This window comes from Dermacoccus abyssi (assembly GCF_003515945.1).
In the GTDB taxonomy this organism is placed as follows: domain Bacteria; phylum Actinomycetota; class Actinomycetes; order Actinomycetales; family Dermatophilaceae; genus Dermacoccus; species Dermacoccus abyssi.
In genome coordinates this window covers 22,495-44,058 of the sequence record NZ_QWLM01000002.1, presented here as the reverse complement: position 1 = coordinate 44,058, position 21,564 = coordinate 22,495, and the positions used below count along the sequence as shown (strand labels likewise).

Sequence of the window (21,564 nt, the reverse complement as noted above, 5' to 3'; positions counted from 1 at the left end):
AGCGAGCCTATCGCGCGTAACTCACACCGCCCGAGCGACGCCGAGCCACGCCGCTTAGGCTTTCCTCATGCCGTCGACGTCCCCGGGTCTCAAGATCGCCACGCTGCGCGGCGTGCCCGTCTACATCGGCCGATCCTGGCCGATCATCGCCCTCGTCATCGTCGCGCTCTTCGGCCCGCAGGTCGCCCGACTGCACCCCGAATGGGGAGCCGGCGCCTACCTGCTCGCGGCCGCGTACGCCGTGCTCCTGCTCGTCAGCGTGCTCGCGCACGAGGCTGCTCACGCCGTCGTCGGCCAGGCCTGTGGTTACCGCGTCAACCGCATCGTCGCCGACCTGTGGGGCGGCCACACGGCCTACGACTCACCCGACGCGACACCCGGGCACTCGGCGCTCGTCGCCGTCGTCGGGCCCCTGACGAACCTCGTCCTCGCCGGCGCCGGATGGTTCGCCCTCACCCAGTCGAGCGGTGACGGCGCGGGCCATCTGCTGCTGCTCGCGTTCACCTTCAGCAACGGCTTCGTCGGGTTGTTCAACCTCCTGCCCGGGCTGCCTCTCGACGGCGGGTTCATCGTCGACGCCCTCGTGTGGAAGGTCACCGGTAGCCGGGCCAAGGGCATGAAGGCCGCGGGCTGGTGCGGCCGAATCGTCGCTGTCGCCGTCGTGCTCTGGGCCCTCGTGCCGGTGCTTCGCGGCGAGGGCTCGACGTGGAACCTCATGTGGTTCGCGCTCATCGCCATGTTCCTGTGGCGAGGTGCCAGCACCGCCGTCACCGTGGGCACGAACCGGGAATTCCTCTCCGGCATCCGAGTGGCCCAGGTGATGCGCCCCGCAGTGTCAGCCGCCGCCGACACGCCCGTCTCGGCGCTCCCCGAGGGGCCGGACCCCGTCGTCCTGCTCGGAGCTTCCAACGAACCCGTCGCCGTCGTCCCGCCCGGCGCTCACGTGCGGGTTCCGCTGGAGCAGCGTGACCGGGTGCCGGCCAGTGCGATCGCCGAAGCAATCGTTTCCGGCGCCACCGCCATCGTCGCCGACACCCAGGCTGACATCACCGCCGTCCTTCCGGGTTTCGAGGGCGACACAACGCCGCAGCTCGTCGTCGTCACGCAGCCCGCGCCGGCCGCCGCGCCGCCGCACGGCGAGCAGGTCATCGGCGTCGTCCTGCTCAGCGATCTCGAGCGCGCCCTGCAGGCGCACGCGGGAGCGCAAGGCCGCGACCTGCGTACCACCTAAACTTCTCGGCATGACCGACGCCGATCGCCCGTCCGACCTTCCCGCCGCACCCACGGGAGCCGAGTACCGCCGCGGCCCCTTCCGCGAGGGTGAGCGCATCCAGCTCACCGACCCCAAGGGCCGCATGCACACGATCACGCTGACGCCGGGCAAGCAGTTCCACACCCACCGCGGCTTCGTGCGCCACGACGACCTGATCGGCTCGCCCGACGGCGTCACCATCACGAACACCGCCGGCGTCGAGTACCTCGCCCTGCGTCCTCTGCTGTCCGACTACGTCATGTCGATGCCGCGCGGCGCCGCCGTCGTCTACCCCAAGGACGCCGGCCAGATCGTCACCATGGCCGATGTCTTCCCCGGCGCTCGCGTCGTCGAGGCCGGTGTCGGTTCGGGCGCCCTGTCGATGTCGCTGCTGCGTTCGGTCGGCGAGCACGGCCGTGTCTACTCGTTCGAGCGTCGTGAGGACTTCGCCGCCATCGCCGCCGGCAACGCGCGCGAGTTCTTCGGCACCGACCACCCGGCGTGGAGCATCACGATCGGTGACCTCGTCGACATGCTCCCGCAGATCGTGGAGGCCGGCACGATCGACCGCGTCGTGCTCGACATGCTCGCGCCGTGGGAGTGCCTCGACGTGACCTACGACGCGCTCGCCCCCGGCGGCGTCCTCATCTGTTACGTGGCCACGGCGACCCAGTTGTCGCGCGTCGCGGAGGCCACCCGCGAGCACGGTGGCTTCACCGAACCGCAGGCATGGGAGAGCCTCGTGCGCGGCTGGCACCTCGAAGGTCTCGCGGTGCGCCCCGAACACCGTATGCACGCCCACACCGGCTTCCTCATCTCCACGCGCCGTCTCGCGGACGGCGTCGAGGCCCCGCTGCGCAAGCGTCGCCCGGCCAAGGGCGCCTACGGCGAGGACTCTGCCGGAGGCGGCGCCACGGACAACGGCAACCCGCCGCAGACGCCGGACGACGCGTGGACCCCGGACGCCGTCGGCGAGCGCCCCGTGTCCGACAAGAAGATGCGCAAGCTCGTGCGCTCCTTCGAGAACACCCCGACCGCGCAGGCGCTCGCAGCCGAGTCGGGCGCGGTCATCGACGACGAGCCGCGTGACGAGGCCGACGCGACGGACGGCGTCGCCACCGATCAGGACTGACGCGTCCCCGCCGAGGTTCGTCGGCTGACCACAGCGAACCCCCGGATGCCGCACGTCCGCGCCGGGGGTTCGCTCTACCCGGCGAGCCCTGCTCGATAGGGTGGGCGAAAAGGCGCGCTCGACGCGCCACCCCGGCTTCGAAGGAGGACGAGCGGCGATGAGCGTCCCGCAGTTCGACCCGAGCGACACGTCAAAGCCCACCGACGCCGACGTGCGTCAGTTGCGCTCCAACCTGTCGACCATCTCTGCGCAGAACGAGCGCCTCGTGCGCACGCTCAAGGACGCCCGCGAGCAGATCTCCTCGATGAAGAGCGAGATCGACCGGCTCGCGCAGCCGCCGAACAACTACGCGACGGTCATCGCCGCCCACGGGGACGGCAGCGCCGACATCTTCTACATGGGCCGCAAGATGCTCGTCTCGTACTCGCCGACCCTCAAGGCCGAGGACCTCCGCCCCGGCCAGGAAGTCATGGTCAACGAGGCCATGAACATCGTGAAGGTGCTCGGATTCGAGAAGGCCGGCGAGATCGTCACGCTCAAGGAGACGCTCGAGGACGGGCGTCTACTCATCGCCACGTCGAACGACGAGGAGCGCGTCGTGCGCACCGCCGGCCCGCTGGCCGAGCTCACGGTGCGCCCCGGCGATGCCCTTCTGTTCGAACCGAAGAGCGGTTTCGTGCTCGAACGCGTGACGAAGGCCGAGGTGGCCGACCTCGCACTCGAAGAGGTGCCGGACATCGACTACACCGACATCGGTGGCCTCGCGGGACAGATCGAGACGATCCGCGACTCCGTCGAGCTGCCGTTCCTGCACTCCGACCTCTACACCGAACACCACCTGCGCCCGCCCAAGGGCGTCCTGCTCTACGGCCCGCCCGGATGCGGCAAGACGCTCATCGCGAAGGCCGTGGCCGCGTCCCTGGCCAAGCAGGTGGCGCAGCGCCAGGGCACGAGCGACCAGGCGAGCTACTTCCTCAACATCAAGGGCCCGGAGCTGCTCAACAAGTACGTCGGTGAGACCGAGCGTCACATCCGCGTGCTGTTCCAGCGCGCCCGCGAGGTGGCGAGCTCGGGTACTCCGGTCGTCGTCTTCTTCGACGAGATGGAGTCGCTGTTCCGCATCCGCGGCGCAGGCGTGAGTTCCGACGTCGAGACGACGATCGTGCCGCAGTTGCTCGCGGAGATCGACGGTGTGGAGAGCTTGGAGAACGTCATCGTCATCGGTGCGAGCAACCGTGAGGACATGATCGACCCGGCCATCCTACGCCCGGGCCGTCTCGACGTGAAGATCCGCATCGAGCGTCCCGACGCCGATGCGGGCCGTGACATCTTCGGCAAGTACCTCACGGCCGCGTTGCCGTTCCACGAGAGCGAACTCGCCAAGCACGACGGTGACGCGGGCGCGACGGCCGAGGCGCTCATCGACGCCGCGGTGGGGGAGTTGTACGCCCGCGACGACACCCACGCCTATCTCGAGGCCACGTACGCCGACGGCAGCCGCGAGACGCTCTACTTCGCGGACTTCGCCAGCGGCGCGATGATCCAGAACATCGTCGACCGCGCGAAGAAGTTCGCCATCAAGGCGCTCATCACGAACGGCGAGCGCGGCATCACGCGCGAGTTCGTCCTCGCCGCGTGCCACGACGAGTTCCGAGAGAACGAGGACCTGCCGGGCACGAGCAACCCCGACGACTGGGCGCGCATCTCCGGCCGTCGCGGCGAGCGGATCGTCGACATCCGCACCCTCGCCGACAAGAACTGACCGGCGCGTTCCCGGAACGCAGTGAACCTCCCCGACCATCCGTGGTCGGGGAGGCTCACTGTTGTTGTCGAGTGGGTCAGGCGTGGGCGCGGCGACGCTCGAGGAAAGCGACGAGGGCACGCCAGCCGAGCATGAAGAAGCCGTTGAAGACGAGCGAGACGATGACGAACGAGATCGCGGTGCCCTGGTCGCTGAGCTGACGCAGCAGCATGCCGACGACGATCGTCGAGAGCCACACGACGACGCCGCCCGTCAGGGCCCTGCCCGCGAGCAACGAACGTCGGGCGACGAGCACGATGGCCCACCCCACGCAGGCGCCCACGAGGAAAGGCCATGCTGTCGTCAGTACGCCCTCGAGCGCACCCGTTTCGCCGTGGTTGCGTCGGCCGGTGGCCGCGAAGACGAGAACGATGACGAGGTCGAGAACCGGAGCGAGGGCGGCAGGCATGGCCTCACGCTATCGCGACCGCTCGTGCCGCCTTCGGCCTGTCCGAGCGTGAGCTGAGCCTCGTTCAGTCCCGCCGAGATGACACGGGCTCCCCACCCTTTTATATTGTTTATCAATACGACACCACCGATGAGGAGCCCTGTGACCGCCCGCCACGCCGCAACGGCGAGATCCACCCGCCAAAGTCTCGTCGTCGCCGTGTTGTGTGTGGCCGGCACGGTCGTGGCGCTCCAGCAGACGCTCGTCGTACCGCTCATCCCGGAGTGGCCGACGTTGCTCGACACGAGCGCGGAGAACGCGGCCTGGCTCGTCACCGCAACGCTGCTCGCAGGAGCCGTGGCAACGCCGATCCTCGCGCGCCTGGCCGACATGGTCGGCAAGCGGCGCATCATGCTCGTCTCGCTCGGGTTCGTCATCGCCGGATCGCTTCTCGGCGCCCTGGGTGACGGTCTCGCCGCCCTCATCACAGCTCGCGCCCTCCAGGGTGTGGGCGCCGCGATGATTCCCATCGGCATCAGCATCCTGCGCGACGAACTGCCCCGCGAACGCGTCGGGGGAGCGGTCGCCACGATGAGCGCCACCCTCGGCATCGGCTCCGCCATCGGTCTGCCGCTGGCCGGCGTCCTCGTCGAGCACTTCAGCTGGCACATGGTTTTCTGGGTCTCCGGTGCGTCGGCCGCCCTCATGTTCCTCGGCGTCGTGCTCGTCGTGCCCGAATCCAAGGTGAAGTCATCGGGCTCGTTCGACCTCGTCGGTGCGCTGCTCCTGTCGGCTGCGTTGCTGTGCTTCCTCGTGCCCATCACGAAGGGCGGACACTGGGGATGGACGAGCGAGAAGGTGATCCTCGGGCTCGCCGCAAGCGTCGCCATCCTCGCGGCGTGGGCGCCCTGGGAGCTGCGTCACCGCTCACCGATGGTCGACCTTCGCACCTCGGCCCGACGCCCCGTACTCCTGACCAACGCGGCGTCCCTGCTCATCGGCTTCGCCATGTACGCCAACATGATGACGACCACGCAGCAGTTGCAGATGCCGGAAGCCACCGGTTACGGCTTCGGCCTCTCACTCATCGCCGCGGGCATCGCGATGCTGCCGGGCGGTCTCGCCATGGTCTTCCTGTCGCCCGTGAGCGCCGGCATCACGAAGCGCTTCGGGGCTCGGACGACGCTCATCGTCGGTGCCACGACGCTGGCGCTCGCCTACGGCATGCGCGTGTTCCTCACCGGCTCCGTGTGGCAGATCGTGCTCGGTGCGACGCTGTGCAGCGCCGCCACCGCCATCGCCTATGCGGCGATGCCGACGCTCATCATGCGCTCGGTGCCGATCACCGAGACGGCCGCCGCGAACGGTCTCAACACGCTGCTGCGCTCGATCGGCACCTCGACGTCGTCGGCCGCCGTTGCCGCGGTGCTCACGAGCATGTCGTTCTCGCTGGTCGGCCACGAGGTGCCGAAACTCGACGGCTTCAAGACGGTCTTCGTCATGGCTGCACTCGCCTCGCTGGCGTCGGCGCTCGTGGCCGGCTTCGTGCCCAAGGCAGCCGCTGCGCCGCGGGCCGTGCCCGCGCGCGAGGAGGGGGCCGCGAGCGCCGAGGCGCCCACGCGCGCCACGAGCAGCGATGTCCGTGCGGGCGACAATCGCGACGTCGTCGCCTCCGGCGTGCTCACCGACCTGGGCGGGCGTCCCCTGCGTCGCGGCGTCGTCACAGCCCTCGCCCCCGACGGTGCCCACCTCGACTGGGGCCGCGTCGACGAGGACGGCCGCTACCGACTCGCCCTCCCGGGGGCCGGTCACTACGTCCTCGTGGCGTCGGCCGACGGGTGGGCCACGCGCTCGCAGTTCGTCGACGTCACGGGACCGGAGCTGCCGCAGTTCACGCTGTCGCGGCCACTGCTGCTCACGGGCACCGTCGTCTCCAGCGGCGGGCCGACCGCCGACCTGCCCGTGACGCTGCTCAAGCACTCGGGCGAGTATCAGGCGGCCACGCGCACTGACGCCGAAGGCCGTTTCGAGATGTCGCTGCCGCCGAGCGGTCGATACGTCGTCACCGCGCTCTGCGAGGAGCGAGGGGAGTCGGCGGCGCGTGGCCTCACCGTCCTGACACAGCCTCAGGACATCGAACTCGAGCTCGCGAGTAGCCACCGCCTGAACGTCAACGCGCCTGCCTGACGTTTCGCGCCGGCCCCCGCCGCGAGATGGGGCCGGCACTAGGGTTGATCCCATGACCGTTCAGCGCATCATGGGCATCGAAACCGAGTACGGCGTCCTGCGTCCGGGGGACACGCGCACGACGCCGATGGTGCTGTCCGGGCAGGTCGTGCGTGCCTACGCCGACGCCGTCGGGCTCAACGCCGCGCAGAGCCGCTGGGACTACAGCGACGAGTCGCCGCTGCGCGACCAGCGCGGCTACGACATCGCCCGCGAGGTGGCGCACGAGAGCCAGCTGACCGACGAGGCCGACCCCAGCTTCGCCAACGTCGTGCTCGCCAACGGCGCCCGGCTCTACGTGGACCACGCGCACCCCGAGTACAGCTCGCCGGAGGTCTCGAACCCGCGTGACGCCGTGCGCTACGACCGAGCGGGCGAACTCGTCATGCGTCGCGCGGCCGAACTCCTCGCGGAGCACCCGGACGGCGCAACGCAGCTCTACAAGAACAACGTCGACGGCCAAGGCGCCTCGTACGGCACCCACGAGAACTACCTCCTGCGCCGCGAGGTGCCGTGGGCGCGCGTCGTCGCCGGCATGACGCCGTTCTTCATTGCCCGGCAGGTGATCACCGGAAGCGGTCGTGTCGGTATCGGCCAGGAGTCGGAGCGTGCCGGTTTCCAGTTGACGCAGCGCGCCGACTACTTCGAGACCGAGGTCGCCCTCGAGACCACGCTGCGCCGCCCGATCGTCAACTCGCGCGACGAACCGCACGCCGACCACACGAAGTACCGGCGCCTGCACGTCATCGTCGGCGACGCCAACCACGCCGACGTCGCGAACCTGCTCAAGATGGGCATGACGAGCCTCGTCATCGGCGCCCTCGAGGACGAGGCGCTGCCGGGCGTCATCGTCAAACAGCCGGTGGCGACCCTGCGCGCCGTCAGCCACGACGTGTCGCTCGCGCAGGAGTACGAACTCGTCGACGGGCGCACGGTCACGGCCCTCGACCTGCTCGAGATGTACCGCGACGCAACCCACGCATGGTGGACCCGCCGCGGCAACGACCCGATCGCCGTCGCCACGAGCGAGGTCTTCGAGCACTGGACGCGCGTGCTCGAAGACCTGCGCGCCGACCCGATGACGCTCACGAAGGATCTCGACTGGGTCGCCAAGAGGAGCGTCATGGAGGGCTTCATCGCGCGCCACGACACAGGCTGGGACGATCCGCGCCTGCGCGCTCTCGACATCCAGTGGTCCGACGTTCGCGCCGACAAGGGCGTCTTCCACACCCTCGAACGCGGCGGGCGTTTCACCCGCCTGTTCTCCGACGACGAACTCGTCCAGGCCGTCGTCGAACCGCCCCGCGACACGCGAGCGTGGTTGCGCGGCAAGAGCATCGAAGCCTTTGGTGACGACGTGGCGTCGGCGTCCTGGGACGCTATGGTCTACCGCACCGCGCAGCCGTCGAGCTACACCCGCGTCACGATGCCCGAGCCCTTCGCCGGTGACGCGGGCTCGACCGACGGTTGGTTCGACGGGGGCGTCGCCGAGCTGCTCGAGCGGGTCGGCGACGACAAGGTGGTGCGCTGAGGGTCACCCCTGCCCGCGCCCCTGCGGCGAACTAGGGTGGTGGCGAAGCGACCACAGGCGCGCCACGGCCACACGGCGTGAGCGCGGCCGGCGACGAAGGAGTACACGATGAGCGACCAGCAGCAGTTCGGCAAGCGCGGCGGCAGCGGCGACGACTTCGACGGCGCGGGGGAGGCCGGCCAGGCCCAGGTGACGAGGGAGTCGAACACGAGCGACATCGACTCGATGCTCGACGAGATCGACGGCGTGCTCGAGTCGAACGCGAGCGAGTTCGTCTCCGGCTTCGTCCAGAAGGGCGGCGAGTGACGGCTCGCTGAGCCCCTCACCTCCATTTCGCACGCACCCCAGGAGCACCCATGGAACGCCGCATCTACGGCCTCGAGACCGAGTTCGGGGTCACCGCGACCACGAACGGCCAGCGTCGGCTCACCCCTGACGAAGTGAGCCGGGCCCTGTTCCGCAAGGTCGTGGCCTGGGGGCGTTCGAGCAACGTCTTCCTCGACAACGGCTCGCGCCTCTACCTCGATGTCGGTGCCCACCCCGAGTACGCGACGGCCGAGTGCGACACGCTGCTCGACCTCGTCGCCCACGACCGCGCGGGTGAGCGCATCCTCGACGACATGACGAGTGAGGCGCAGGAGCGCCTCGCCGAGGACGGCGTCGAGGGCTCGATCTACGTCTTCAAGAACAACACCGACTCCGCGGGCAACTCCTACGGCTGCCACGAGAACCTCCTGCTCGAGCGCAGCACCGACATGAACCGCATCTCGGAGGTGCTCGTCGCGTTCCTCGTCTCGCGCCAGCTCATCACCGGCGCGGGCAAGCTCCTGCAGCGCGACGGCCGCACCGTCTTCAACCTCACCCAACGCGCCGAACACATCTGGGACGGCTTCTCGAGCGCCACGACCCGATCGCGGCCCATCATCAACAGCCGCGACGAACCGCACGCCGACTCGGCACGCTTCCGCCGCCTCCACGTCATCGTCGGCGACTCGACGATGAGCGAGACGACGACGCTGCTCAAGGTCGGCGCCGCGCACCTCGTCCTGCGCCTCATCGAGGCGGGGGAGTCGTTCCCGCGCATGCACCTGGCCAACCAGGTCAAGGCCATCCGTGACGTCTCGGCCGACCCGACCGGTCAGGCCGTCATCGACCTCCAGGGCGGCACCTCGATGACGGCGCTCGCGATGCAGCGGCTGTTCCTCGAACGCTCCAAGGCGTTCGTCGAGCGCGAAGGCGACCCTGACCCGTCCGTCGAGCTCGTGCTCGACCTGTGGGAGCGCGCTCTCGACGCCGTTGAGAGCCAGGACTTCTCGAGCGTAGAGACCGAGATCGAGTGGGTCATCAAGCGTCGGCTGCTCACCGACTACGCCACGCGCCACGGCCTCGAACTCGACGACCCGCGCATGGCACAACTCGACCTCACCTTCCACGACATCCGTCGGGGCCGCGGCCTGTTCGGCATGCTCGAGAAGGCCGGGCGCGCGCGTCGCCTCGTCGATGACGAGCGCATCGCCGCCGCCGTGACGACGCCGCCCCAGACGACGCGCGCCAAGCTGCGCGGCGACTTCGTGCGCGAGGCCCGTGCGGCCGGGCGCGACTTCACCGTCGACTGGGTGCACCTCAAGCTCAACGACCAGGCCGGGCGCACCATCATGTGCAAGGACCCGTTCCTCGCCGAGGACGCCCGCGTCGAGCGCCTCATTGACAGCCTCTCCACGCCTCTGTGACGGCCCACGCACAGCTCGTCCCGAGGTCCACGCGTTATCGTGGGCCGGACTCACTTCCCACTGCTAGGACTTTTCTGCGTGTCTTCCCCCAAGCGTCTGTTCGCCCTCGCCGTCCTCCCGGTCGTCTTCCTCGCAGGTTGCGGCGACGACTCGTCCAAGGCTTCCTCGTCGGGTTCGGGCTCCGGTAGCTCGTCGGCATCGTCGTCGCCCTCGTCCTCCTCGTCGTCCGGCCTCGCCTCGCCCGCGACGAAGGGCAACGTCTCCGACGTCAAGGTCGACACGAAGAACGCCAAGAAGCCCACCGTCTCCATTGCGAAGGACGAGCTGCCCTTCGGCACGAAGTCCGCGACGACCAAGGTGCTCTCCGAGGGCAAGGGCAAGGCCATCGGAGACAAGGACCTCGTCAAGGCCGACTTCGTCATGGTCAACGGCACCACCGGTAAGACGCTCGGTTCGACGTTCGGGGAGACGGTGCCGAGCTTCAACATGGCCGACAACAACAACCTCCCGGGCCTCCTCACCCAGCTGAAGGGGAAGAAGGAAGGCTCGAAGGTCGTCATCTCCCTGCCGTCCGGGCAGGCGTTCGGCAAGGCCGGTAACCAGAACCTCGGCATCGGTTCCAACGACAACCTCGTGCTCTACATGGACATCAAGGGTGTCGACACGCCCCTGACCGAGGCCAAGGGCACGAGCAAGCCCGCAGAATCCGGGATGCCGACCGTCAAGGTTCCCGCCGGTGCGGGCAAGCAGGCGGCCATCACGATGCCGAAGGGCGCCAAGGCACCCACGTCACTCAAGACCTCGACGCTTGTCGAAGGTGAGGGTGACACCGTCAAGTCGGGCGACTCCATCGCAGTCACCTACACGGGCCAGATCTGGGGCAAGAACACCGTCTTCGACGCCACGGCCAAGCACCCCGACGCGCCCAACCCGTCGGTCTTCGTCATCGGCAAGAAGCAGGTCATCACGGGCTGGGACAAGGCCCTGGTCGGCAAGAAGGTCGGCAGCCGAGTGCTCGTGGTCGTGCCGCCGGCCGACGGTTACGGCGCTCAGGGCAACCCGCAGGCGGGCATCCAGCCCACCGACACCCTCGTCTTCGTCGTCGACATCCTCGCGGCCAACTGACGCATCATCACGAACGGACTCAAGGAGATTCACATGGGCTTCGACCCGAACACCGAAAAGCCGGAGATCGACTTCCCGGGTGACAACCCGCCGAGCGAGCTCGTTCTCGAGGACATCTGGGAGGGCGACGGCGCCACCGCAGAGCCCGGCAACATCATCAAGGCGCACTACGTCGGCGTCTCGTGGTCCACGGGCGAGGAGTTCGACGCCTCGTGGAACCGCGGTGAGCCGCTCGAGTTCCAGGTCGGCGTCGGCCAGGTCATCCCGGGCTGGGACCAGGGCCTGCTCGGCATGAAGGTCGGCGGTCGCCGCAAGATCACGATCCCGCCGCACCTCGGTTACGGCGAGCGCGGCGCGGGCGCCGCGATCAAGCCCAACGAGACGCTCATCTTCGTCGTCGACCTCGTCTCGACGAACAAGCCGGGCGCCGGTCGCTCGTTCGGCATTCGCTGAGCGAAGCACTCATGACGAGGCCCCGTTTCCGCCACGCGCGGAAACCGGGCCTCGTCGCACATGTGTGCGAAAGAACGAGTATCCTCACTCGGTGTGACGCCCGCAGCCGTCACGAGACCTCGGCAGAAAGGTGGCACGCGGTGGCCTCACGCTCGACGCCCGAAGCCAAGACCGAACGCCTGCTCAACCTCGTCATCGCGTTGCTCTACACGCGCCGCGCGCTGACGAAATCGGCCATCCGGCAGGCGGTGCGTCAGTACGCCGACGCGCCCAACGACGAGGCCTTCGACCGCATGTTCGAGCGCGACAAGGACGAGTTGCGCGATCTCGGCATCCCGCTGCGCACCGAGCACATCGACACGTTCTTCGAGGACGAGACGGGCTACCGCATCGATCGGCGCGAGTACGAACTGCCCGACCTGCACTTCGACGCCGACGAGCTCGCCGTCCTCGGTCTCGCCTCACGCGCGTGGCAGCAGGCGAGCCTCGCCGGCCCCGCCGCGGCGGCCCTGCGCAAGCTCGAAGCGCTCGACATCGAGCACGACGCCGCTTCCGTGGTCGGGCTGGAGCCGCGCATCCGCACGGCCGAGCCCGCCTTCGAGGCCGTCAAGGACGCCGTCATGGAGCGGTGCGCCATCACCTTCGACTACCGCAAGGGTGGGGGAGAGTCGACGCGCCGCTCGCTGCAGCCCTGGACCGTCACCAACCGCAAGGGCCACTGGTACGTCACGGGTTTCGACACCGACCGTGACGCACCCCGCGTCTTCCGGCTCTCCCGGATCGACGGCGCCGTGCGCAAGGTCGGCAAGCCCGGTAGCTACGAGGTGCCCGCCGATCACGACGCGCACTCGATGATCGCCGGCACCGAGCGCGTGGCCGACTGGGCGCCCGCCGTGCTGCGGGTGCGCATCGAACGCGGTCACTCGCTCGTGCGTCGCGCCCGCACCGTCGGCGTCGTCGACGACGAGTGGCAGCTCGTCGACATCGAGTACGCCGACCTCGGTGTGCTGGCCGACGAGGTGGCTTCCTTCGGCGCTGACGTGCTCGTCGAGCAGCCACTCGAGCTGCGCGACGCCGTGATCAGCCGCCTGACGGGCGCGCTGCAGGCGATGACTAGCGACGCGGCGTCGAGCGGGGCAACATTCGCCGCTGCGGATCACCAGGAGGAGCGGGTATGAGCGAGTCCACCACCCCCATGCCGATCTCCGGCGAGGCCGCGACCACCCGTCTCGCGCGCCTGCTGACCATGGTGCCGTGGCTCATGGGCCGTCAGGGCATCGACATCGAGCAGGCGGCACGCACCCTCGGCGTGAGCCGCAAGCAGATCGAGGCCGACCTCGCCCTCCTCTTCGTGTGCGGCACACCGGGCCACATGCCCGACGACCTCATCGAGGCCGAATGGGAGGAGGGCTACGTCTACGTGCGCAACGCCGACACGATCGCCAAACCGCTGCGCTTCACGCGCGACGAGGCACTCGCTCTCACCGTCGGTCTGCGCACGTTGCTCGATGTTCCCGGCCTCACCGAACGCGACGCCGTGGACCGTGCACTCACCAAACTCGTCGAGGCGACGGGGGAGAGCGGCGATCCGAGCAACCGGGTGCGCGTCAGCCTCGAACGCGACGGCGACGAGGTGCTGCGCCTGCTGCGCGAGGCGCTCGACGCCTCCCGACGCGTGCACCTGCGCTACGTCGTACCGTCCCGTGACGAGATGACCGAGCGCGACGTCGACCCGATGCGGCTGCTCAACACCGAGGGTCATTGGTACCTCGAGGGCTGGTGCCACCGCGCGCAGGACGTGCGCATGTTCCGTCTCGACCGGGTGGAGTCGGTCGAGGTGCTCGACGCTGCCGCAACGGTGCCCACCGACGCCGCCACGACGGACCTCTCGCGTGGATTCTTCGCCCCCAACGACTCCGACCCGAGCGCTCGCATCAGGCTCGCGCCCGAAGCGGCCTGGGTGGCCGACTACTACCCGTGCCACGACGTCGAGCGCTCCGGCGAGTATCTCGACGTCACGCTGTACGTGGGTGACGGCCGATGGCTGCGCCGCCTGCTGCTGCAGCTCGGCGGTGCCGCCCGCGTGCTGCGTCCCGCCTCGCTCACGGACGACGTCGCCGACGAGGCTCGCCGCGCGCTCGAGGCCTACGGTGTCGACCCGTCCCAGACGGCGCGGGCGCTGTGACGTGGTGGTCGTGGATCATCTTCTGGGTGATCTTCTGGGCCGTGGCCTTCGCCTACCTCGCGAGACGCGTGTGGAAGGTGTGGCCCCACGCACGTGACTTCGGTCGCACCGTGAGTGACGCGCTGGATCGCACCCAAACCGCCCGCGACGAGGCGGACAAGGCTCGCGCCGCGGTGGCCACACGGGGGAGCGGTGAGCTCGTGGTTCGTTCCGGGGCCGACGAATTGGCGTGGGACAAGCCCGCATCCCATTGGCGCGACCAACTGCGCAGAGCCCGTAAGCGGCACAAGGACGAGCGCCTCGACGACCACACGCAGGTGTGGGCCAGTTGGCGTCGTCCTCTAGACTGACCATCAGACCGGGTGGCCCCGCGCCGCTGTGGCACTCTTCGTAAGGACGCTCATGTTTCGCTCTCTCTTCGACAACCCCGTGATCCTGCTCGTACTCATCGTGCTGATCGTCGTGCTGCTCGGCTGGAAGCGTCTGCCCGACATGGCACGCAGCCTCGGCCGTAGCTCCCGCATCCTCAAGAGCGAGATCGACGAGATGAAGACCGAGAAGGAGTCGAAGGCCTCCTCGGAGACCGTCGAGGGCGAGGCCACGCGTCGCGACGCCGCAGCTCCGCGCGACAACGCTCCGCACGACGGCGCCACCCGCGCCGACGAGCGCCGCGACTACTGAGCACGGGCACCGCACGCACATCGTGGCTCGATTCGGTCGACGCAAAGACAATCCCGAAGCGCGGATGTCCCTCGGGGGGCACCTGCGTGAGTTTCGCAACCGCGCGATCGTCTCCGTCATCGCGATCCTCGTCGGCTGCGTGGTCGGTTGGATCGTCTACCAGGACGTCTACGACTTCCTGAAGCAGCCGATCACCGACATCGCCGCTCTTCACCCCGGTTCGAACATCGACGTCAACTTCAACGGCGTCACGGCCCCCTTCAACCTCAAGTTGAAGGTGTCGATGTGGATCGGCTTCATCGTGGCGAGCCCCGTCTGGCTCTGGCAGATCTGGGCGTTCCTCGTGCCCGGCCTCACGAAGAAGGAAAAGCGCCTGGGGCGCATCTTCATCGGTGCCGCCCTCGTCCTGTTCGCCGGCGGTGTCTACATGGGCACTCAGACGTTCACGAACGCGGTCGAGCTGCTGCTGGGAGCCACACCGGACAACGCCTCGAACCTGCCCAGCGCGACCGAGTACTTCTCGTTCGTCACGCGCTTCATTCTCGCGTTCGGGCTGTCGTTCATGCTGCCGATCCTCCTCATGGCACTCAACGTGCTCGGCATCCTCTCGGGCCGCATGATGCTCAAGGGGTGGCGCTTCGCCATCATCGTCATCGCCACCTTCGCGGCCATCATGACGCCCACCCCGGACGTCTGGACGATGTTCCTGCTGTCGGCACCGCTGCTCGTCCTCTTCTACGGCTCTGCCGGACTCGCCCTCGTCCTCGACAAGATTCGAGGCCGACGGGAGGCGAAGTCCCGTCCGGAGTGGATGGAGATCAGCGACGACAAGGCCTCCGCACTCTGATCGGGCGCGGCACGAACACTCGACACAGGCGGGCTACCGAGCGGTGGCCCGCCTGTGTCATAGCCTGGTGACCATGTCGTCTCCCGCCGAGAAGTTCGCCCAGGCCGTGTCACGCCGGAAGTTCGACTCGAGTCACCTCGGCCACTTCATGGAGCAGCTGCCCTACCCGCTGGACGAGTTCCAGCGAGCGGCTGCACAGTCGGTCCAGGAGGGGCACAGCGTCCTCGTCGCGGCCCCCACGGGTGCGGGCAAGAGCGTCGTCGGAGAGTTCGCCTGCTACCTCGCCCTCCACACCGGGCGCAAGGCGTTCTACACGACGCCGATCAAGGCCCTGAGCAACCAGAAGTACGCCGACCTCGTCGAACAGCACGGCGAGAAGAACGTCGGCCTGCTCACCGGTGACACCTCGCACAACGGTGAGGCGCCCATCGTCGTCATGACGACCGAGGTGCTGCGCAACATGCTGTACGCCGGTTCTTCCACGCTCGCCGGTCTCGGCTTCGTCGTCATGGACGAGGTGCACTACCTCGCCGACCGTTTCCGCGGCGCCGTCTGGGAGGAAGTGCTCATTCACCTGCCCGAGTCGGTGCAAGTCGTCGCCCTGTCGGCCACGGTGAGCAACGCCGAGGAGTTCGGCGACTGGATGCAGCAGGTGCGCGGCGACACCGACGTCGTCATCACCGAGCACCGGCCGGTGCCGCTCTACCAACACATGATGGTCGGGCACTCGATGTACGACCTGCTCGTCCAGGACGACGAGAAGCGCCTCAAGGTGAACCCGCGGCTCCTGGAACGCATCAGTCTCATCACACGCGGATCGCGCGGTGGACGCCGCTTCGACGCGGGGGCTCCGTCCGGTCGCCGCGGGCGCGGTCGGCGTCCGGCACCGCAGAGCAAGCCGGGGGAGTCATTCCGCCCCGCGCACCGCGCCGACGTCATCGACTCCCTCGATCGCGCCGGGTTGCTCCCGGCCATCACGTTCATCTTCAGCCGCAACGGCTGTGAGGCGGCCGTCGCCCAACTCCTCGGGTACGGCACGCAGCTCGTCTCACCCGAGGAGGGGGAGTCGATCCGCGCGTACGTCGCCGAGCGCGTCGCGAACATCCCGACGCAGGATCTCGCCGTCATCGGCTACCACGACTTCGTCGAGGGCCTCACACGCGGCTTCGCAGCCCATCACGCCGGCATGCTGCCGACGTTCCGCGAGATCGTCGAGGAGCTGTTCGTCACGGGTCGGATCAAGGCCGTCTTCGCGACGGAGACGCTGGCCCTCGGCATCAACATGCCGGCGCGCAGCGTCGTGCTCGAACGCCTCGTCAAGTACAACGGCGAGTCGCACGTCGATATCACGCCGGCCGAGTTCACGCAGCTCACCGGACGTGCGGGCCGTCGCGGCATCGACGTGGAGGGCCACGCCGTAGTGCTCTACAACCGCGGTGTCGAAGCAGAGGCCGTAGCCGGGCTCGCGTCACGGCGCACCTACCCGCTGCGCTCCAGTTTCCGCCCGACGTTCAACATGGCCGTCAACCTCGTCCACACCGTCGGGCGCGAACGTGCCCGCGAAGTGCTGGAGTCGTCGTTCGCGCAGTTCCAGGCGGACCGCAGCGTCGTGGGACTGTCGCGCAAGCTGCGTCAGAACGAGGAGGGCCTCGAGGGCTACGCGGAGGCCATGCAGTGCCACCTCGGTGACTTCACCGAGTACGCGGGCATGCGCCGGCGCATCAGCGAGCTGGAGAAGAACGCCGCGAAGAAGCGCGCTGCCGCCGTTCGGGCGGCAGCTGATCGGTCCCTCGGCGAACTCGCCCCCGGCGACGTCGTGCGCATCCCGAGCGGCCGGCGTGAGGGCCTCGCCATCGTCGTCAAGGCCAACCGTGGCGGTAAACGCGAGGGCCCGTCACCGAGCGTCATCACGGCCGACGGACAGCTGCGCCAGGTGACGTCGAGCGACATCGACGCTCCGCTCGACCCGCTCACGCGACTGCAGATCCCCAAGGGCTTCACGACGCGCTCGCCCAAGTCGCGCCGCGACCTGGCCGCAACACTGCGGGCCAAGGTGCCGCACGACCCGCCGAAGCCGATGCGTCGCACGGCCATCGAGCCCGACCGTGCGATCACGGCCGAGATCGAGGAGTTGCAGCGCCGCCTGCGGGCGCACCCGTGCCACACGTGCGAGTACCGCGAGGACCACGCGCGCTGGGCCGAGCGCTGGTGGAAACTGCGCCGCGAGACCGACACGCTCGTCTCCAAGATCAACAACCGCACGCACACCGTCGCCAAGCAGTTCGACCGCATCTGCGACGTGCTCGTCGAGTTCGACTACCTCGAGCCGAACGACACCAAGCACGGCGGGCTCGCGCTCACCGAGCGCGGAACGTCGCTCATGCGCCTGTACTCGGACAAGGATCTGCTCACGGCCGAGTGCCTGCGCGCCGGCATCTGGGAGAAGCTCGACGCCCCCTCGTTGGCTGCCGCCGTCTCGGCGCTCGTGCACGAGTCGCGGCGCGACGTCGTGGGGGAGGCGCCACGCATGCCCAACCGGGACGTCGCGGACGCCCTCGAGGAGACGCACAACCTGTGGTCGGTCATCGACGACGCGCTCGTGCAGCACCGCCTCACCGAAATGGCGGCTCCGGACGCGGGCCTCGCGTGGGCGGTTCACCGCTGGACGGCGGGCCAGGGGCTCGAGGCCGTTCTGCGCGACGAGGAACTCACCGCGGGTGACTTCGTGCGACGCTGCCGTCAGCTCGTCGACCTGCTCGATCAGATCGCGGGTGCCACCCACCACGAGGGCTTGACGAAGACGGCCAAGGCTGCCATCGCCGGCATTCAACGCGGCGTCGTGGCGGCCGACCGTCTCGACTGAACCCGTCGGGTGGAGCTTGCGTCAGCGCGTGAGCGCGGCGGAGAGTCGCTCCGCGCTGCCACCGAGGTCGTAGCGGGCTGCGAAGTCGGCGAACCTGTCAGGCTGTGCAACGCCGTCGGGCAGGGCCGTGACGAGGTCGCCGGGCACCTCGACGTCCAGCGCCACATCGACGACCTTCGGCGCCACATCGAGATAGTCATGAGCGGCTTCCAGCCGCGTTCGGCGCGCTCCCTTGATGCGGGGATCGCCGTTCGCCACGGCCCGACGGATCGCGGCGAGGGTGCCGAACTCGGCGAGCAGCCCGGCCGCGGTCTGCTCGCCGATGCCCGCGACACCAGGCAGTCCGTCACTCGTGTCGCCGCGCATGACGGCAAGATCGGCGTACGCGCGCCCGCCGGGCACGCCGTACTTCGTCATGAGGAAGCTCTCGTCGACGAGGTCGGGGGCACGCACGCCGCCCTTGGCCGTGTAGAGCACGCGAACGCTCATGGCGTCGTCGACGAGTTGGAAGAGGTCACGATCGCCGGTGACCACGTCGACCGGCCCCTGGCCGGTGAAGCGGTGTGTCAGCGTGCCGATGACGTCGTCCGCCTCGTAGCCGTCGACGCCGAGGCGGGTGATGCCGACGAGCTCGAGCATCTCGCGGATGAGCGGCACCTGCGGCGTGAGTTTCTCCGGTGACTCCTCGGAGCCGTCGGTGCCCTCGAGCACGCGGTGCGACTTGTACGACGGGATGGCCTCGACGCGGAACGCGGGGCGCCAGTCGTTGTCCCAACACGCCACGAGGTCGGTGGGCTCGTAGGTGCTGACGAGCGTCGCGATCATGTCGGTGAAGCCGCGCAGCGCGTTGTTGGGGGTGCCATCCGGTGCCTCCCGCTCGGGCACACCGTAGAAGGCCCGGAAGTACAGGCTCGCGGAATCCAGCAGCATGAGTCGACGCGGCGTCATGAGCGTCATCGTGCCACAGCGCTCGAGGCGTCGAGCCTCAGCGCGCGATCGGGGCGAAGCGTCCGTGAACGTTCTCAACGAGGTCGGCCGGCGCCAACCCGATGTCGAATCCGCGCCGCCCACCCGAGACGTACACCGTCGCCAGGGCTTCCGCGCTCGCGTCGACAACCGTGGCGAGGGCGGTGCGCGTGCCGACGGGGGAGACGCCTCCGAGCACGTACCCGGTGAGACGTTCCACGTCACGCGGTTCGGCGAGGCGACACTTCTTGGCGCCGAGCCCTGCGGCCACGGCCTTGAGGTCGGCCGTCGTCGAGACCGGGACGACGGCGACGCCGAAGGATCCCGAATCCAGCGACACGACAAGGGTTTTGAACACGTGGCTGGGGTCGAGACCGAGAGCTTGCGCGGCTTCGTCACCGTAGGAGGTCACCGACGGATCGTGCTCGTACGGCAGCCCTTCGTACGAGACACCTGCCGCGTCGAGCGCGCGCGTCGCGGGGGTGGTCGGGCCGGTGTTCACGTTTCGAGACGCCATGATCACTGTCTATAGCGCAGTTCGAAGTCGCCCCGAAAGACGACACGCCGCACCTCTCGGGAGTTTCTGCGGCAGGGCCGAAGCGCCGACCCAAGGGGCCCGAATCCGATCCTGACGATCACGTTGAAGGCCCGCCCGTGCGTGGCTATCTTTGCTTGAAGCACGTGACGCGATCGCGTGCGACTACGGACGGGTCTCACACCTAGTAGAAAACTTCCGGCTCCGGCTGGTCGGCCCCAACGGTGTGAGCCCGTCCGTCACACTTTCCCCGCTGACTTATGCTTGTGCGGTGCTCCCTCGTCGCTTCCTTCGCCTGGCCGCCGCAATGGTGGCCGGCCTCGCGCTGTGGCTCGCATTTCCCGATCACGGGCTGTGGTGGACGGTCCCGATCGCCCTGGCACTCTTCGCCGTCAGCGTCCTGCACGTCCGTGCCCGCTGGGGAGCTCTGCTCGGTTTCGTCTTCGGCATGGCGTTCTTCGCGCCGGTGCTCTCGTGGTCGGGTGTGTACGTCGGCACGTTCCCGTGGATGGCGCTCGCCGTCCTGCAGTCGTTGTACTTCGCCGGCATGGGCGCGCTCATCGCGTCCTTTCAGCGTCGACGCCTCGCGCCTGTGCTGGGCGCGGCAGCGTGGGTGACACAGGAGTGGTTGCGCGGCACCACGCCGTTCGGCGGCTTCCCCTGGGCCCGCCTCGCCTTCTCGCAGGCCGACGCCCCGTGGGCGCCCCTCGTCGCGTGGGTGAGCTCACCAGGCCTGACGTTCGTGCTCGCCCTCGCCGGTGGCGCACTCGCCGGGCTGGGCGTGTGGGCGTTCACCTCATGGCGGGGCGTCTCCTCCCGCGAGACGACACAGGCCGATGCGGGTAGCCGCTTTTCCAGCGCTTCCGCCGTCGGCGCAGTGGCTGTCGCCGCCGTGGCCCTTCTCGCGGGCTCCGTCATCACACCCCCGACGGAGGGGCGCACCATCGACATCGCCGGCATCCAGGGCAACGTGCCGACCGCGGGTCTCGACTTCAACGCTCAGCGCCGCGCCGTGCTCGACAACCACGTGCGAGCCAGCGAGAAGCTCGCCGACGCCGTCGCGGCCGGCGCCACACCCAAACCTGACATCGTCGTGTGGCCCGAGAACGCCTCCGACATCGACCCCAAGCGCAACGCCGACACCCGTGACGAGATCGCGGGCGCGCTGCGCCGACTGGACGCGCCGCTCGTCGTCGGAGCGGTCCTGTCCGAGCCGATGCCGAAGGTCTCGAACGCCTCGATGCTCTACCTTCCGGGCAAGGGCCTGAGCGACACCTACGTCAAACAGCACCCGGTGCCGTTCGGCGAGTACATCCCGTACCGCTCGTTCTTCCGCACGTTCTCCAAGCAGGTCGATCTCGTGCGCGCGGACTTCACCCAGGGACAGAAGGTCGGGGTGTTCTCCGTGCCCACGAAGTCCGGCGCAGTGAAGGCGGCACCGATCATCTGCTTCGAGGTGGCCTACGACGACCTCCTGCGCAAGCCGGCGAACCGTGGCGCGCAGCTCTTCCTCGTTCAGACGAACAACGCGACGTTCGGCTACACCGCCGAGTCGACGCAGCAACTCGCCATCTCGCGCCTGCGCGCGCTCGAGTACGGCCGCTCGATCGCGCACGTCTCCACCGTCGGTGTGAGCGCGCTCATCACCCCGGACGGCGTGACGCACGAACGCACGTCGCTGTTCACCCAGGCGGTGCTGACGGGGGAGTTGCCGCTGCGCTCGCAAGCCACGCTCGCTCAGCGTCTCGGCCGCGCGCCCGAGATCGTGGCGACGGCGGCCTGCGTCATCGCGTTCGCGCTGAATCTGCGCCGCGGGCGGAAATCTTCGCGCGCCGTCGTTCGTTGAACC

The 21,564-nt window shown here is 68.8% G+C and carries 19 protein-coding genes; 16 read left to right on the top strand and 3 right to left on the bottom strand.

Going from position 1 to position 21,564, the window contains the following annotated elements:
* Positions 1-67: 67 nt before the first annotated feature.
* The 3 genes from D1832_RS01850 (at position 68) to arc (ending at position 4,146) form a co-directional block, all read left to right on the top strand.
* Positions 68-1,231, top strand: a complete 1,164-nt coding sequence (locus tag D1832_RS01850) for a site-2 protease family protein (RefSeq protein ID WP_052947153.1) — start codon at positions 68-70, stop codon at positions 1,229-1,231.
* 10 nt (positions 1,232-1,241) lie between these two features.
* Positions 1,242-2,384: a tRNA (adenine-N1)-methyltransferase gene (locus D1832_RS01845; RefSeq protein WP_118912371.1), complete on the top strand. Its 1,143-nt coding sequence runs from the start codon at positions 1,242-1,244 to the stop codon at positions 2,382-2,384.
* 157 nt (positions 2,385-2,541) lie between these two features.
* Complete coding sequence (arc, locus tag D1832_RS01840) at positions 2,542-4,146, top strand: proteasome ATPase (protein WP_118912554.1); 1,605 nt, start codon at positions 2,542-2,544, stop codon at positions 4,144-4,146.
* Between the two features lie 76 nt (positions 4,147-4,222).
* Here the strand turns inward: arc and D1832_RS01835 are convergent, their stop codons facing one another.
* The gene (locus D1832_RS01835) at positions 4,223-4,594 is read right to left on the bottom strand and encodes a DUF3054 domain-containing protein (protein WP_118912370.1); all 372 of its coding nucleotides are present in this window, start codon (positions 4,592-4,594) and stop codon (positions 4,223-4,225) included.
* 141 nt (positions 4,595-4,735) lie between these two features.
* Here D1832_RS01835 and D1832_RS01830 point away from each other — a divergent pair, with 141 nt between their 5' ends.
* The 12 genes from D1832_RS01830 (at position 4,736) to D1832_RS01775 (ending at position 18,214) form a co-directional block, all read left to right on the top strand.
* Positions 4,736-6,760 (top strand): MFS transporter, encoded by a 2,025-nt coding sequence (locus tag D1832_RS01830; protein WP_241510810.1) that lies wholly within the window; start codon positions 4,736-4,738, stop codon positions 6,758-6,760.
* A gap of 52 nt (positions 6,761-6,812) precedes the next feature.
* Positions 6,813-8,330 carry a depupylase/deamidase Dop gene (gene dop / locus D1832_RS01825; protein WP_206609335.1) on the top strand — a complete coding sequence of 506 codons (1,518 nt, stop codon included), beginning with the start codon at positions 6,813-6,815 and terminating at the stop codon, positions 8,328-8,330.
* A 108-nt stretch (positions 8,331-8,438) separates the two neighbouring features.
* Entirely contained in the window at positions 8,439-8,636 is a 198-nt protein-coding gene (locus tag D1832_RS01820; protein WP_047312837.1) for a ubiquitin-like protein Pup, read from the top strand.
* Between the two features lie 50 nt (positions 8,637-8,686).
* A complete protein-coding gene (pafA, locus tag D1832_RS01815) occupies positions 8,687-10,060 on the top strand; it encodes a Pup--protein ligase (protein ID WP_118912368.1) in 1,374 nt (457 codons plus the stop codon).
* A 78-nt stretch (positions 10,061-10,138) separates the two neighbouring features.
* The gene (locus D1832_RS01810) at positions 10,139-11,185 is read left to right on the top strand and encodes an FKBP-type peptidyl-prolyl cis-trans isomerase (protein ID WP_118912367.1); all 1,047 of its coding nucleotides are present in this window, start codon (positions 10,139-10,141) and stop codon (positions 11,183-11,185) included.
* Between the two features lie 33 nt (positions 11,186-11,218).
* Positions 11,219-11,638 (top strand): FKBP-type peptidyl-prolyl cis-trans isomerase, encoded by a 420-nt coding sequence (locus D1832_RS01805; RefSeq protein ID WP_118912366.1) that lies wholly within the window; start codon positions 11,219-11,221, stop codon positions 11,636-11,638.
* Positions 11,639-11,778: 140 nt separating this feature from the next.
* Positions 11,779-12,816: a helix-turn-helix transcriptional regulator gene (locus D1832_RS01800; protein WP_118912365.1), complete on the top strand. Its 1,038-nt coding sequence runs from the start codon at positions 11,779-11,781 to the stop codon at positions 12,814-12,816.
* A complete protein-coding gene (locus D1832_RS01795) occupies positions 12,813-13,823 on the top strand; it encodes a helix-turn-helix transcriptional regulator (RefSeq protein ID WP_241510809.1) in 1,011 nt (336 codons plus the stop codon). Before D1832_RS01800 ends, D1832_RS01795 begins: the two co-directional genes overlap by 4 nt.
* Positions 13,820-14,173 carry a hypothetical protein gene (locus D1832_RS01790; protein WP_118912364.1) on the top strand — a complete coding sequence of 118 codons (354 nt, stop codon included), beginning with the start codon at positions 13,820-13,822 and terminating at the stop codon, positions 14,171-14,173. The genes D1832_RS01795 and D1832_RS01790 overlap by 4 nt, the downstream gene beginning before the upstream one ends.
* 52 nt (positions 14,174-14,225) lie before the next feature.
* The gene (gene tatA, locus D1832_RS01785; protein ID WP_118912363.1) at positions 14,226-14,504 is read left to right on the top strand and encodes a Sec-independent protein translocase subunit TatA; all 279 of its coding nucleotides are present in this window, start codon (positions 14,226-14,228) and stop codon (positions 14,502-14,504) included.
* A 64-nt stretch (positions 14,505-14,568) separates the two neighbouring features.
* A complete protein-coding gene (gene tatC / locus D1832_RS01780) occupies positions 14,569-15,351 on the top strand; it encodes a twin-arginine translocase subunit TatC (protein ID WP_047312844.1) in 783 nt (260 codons plus the stop codon).
* A 73-nt stretch (positions 15,352-15,424) separates the two neighbouring features.
* The gene (locus D1832_RS01775) at positions 15,425-18,214 is read left to right on the top strand and encodes a DEAD/DEAH box helicase (RefSeq protein WP_118912362.1); all 2,790 of its coding nucleotides are present in this window, start codon (positions 15,425-15,427) and stop codon (positions 18,212-18,214) included.
* 21 nt (positions 18,215-18,235) lie between these two features.
* Here D1832_RS01775 and D1832_RS01770 read toward each other — a convergent pair whose 3' ends face one another.
* Both D1832_RS01770 and ybaK read right to left on the bottom strand, forming a co-directional pair.
* Entirely contained in the window at positions 18,236-19,162 is a 927-nt protein-coding gene (locus tag D1832_RS01770; RefSeq protein WP_118912551.1) for a 5'-3' exonuclease, read from the bottom strand.
* Positions 19,163-19,199: 37 nt separating this feature from the next.
* Positions 19,200-19,697 carry a Cys-tRNA(Pro) deacylase gene (gene ybaK, locus D1832_RS01765; RefSeq protein ID WP_047312912.1) on the bottom strand — a complete coding sequence of 166 codons (498 nt, stop codon included), beginning with the start codon at positions 19,695-19,697 and terminating at the stop codon, positions 19,200-19,202.
* A 289-nt stretch (positions 19,698-19,986) separates the two neighbouring features.
* On the opposite strand from ybaK, the gene lnt reads away from it, so the two are divergent.
* Positions 19,987-21,561: an apolipoprotein N-acyltransferase gene (gene lnt / locus D1832_RS01760; RefSeq protein WP_241510808.1), complete on the top strand. Its 1,575-nt coding sequence runs from the start codon at positions 19,987-19,989 to the stop codon at positions 21,559-21,561.
* Positions 21,562-21,564 lie beyond the last annotated feature (3 nt).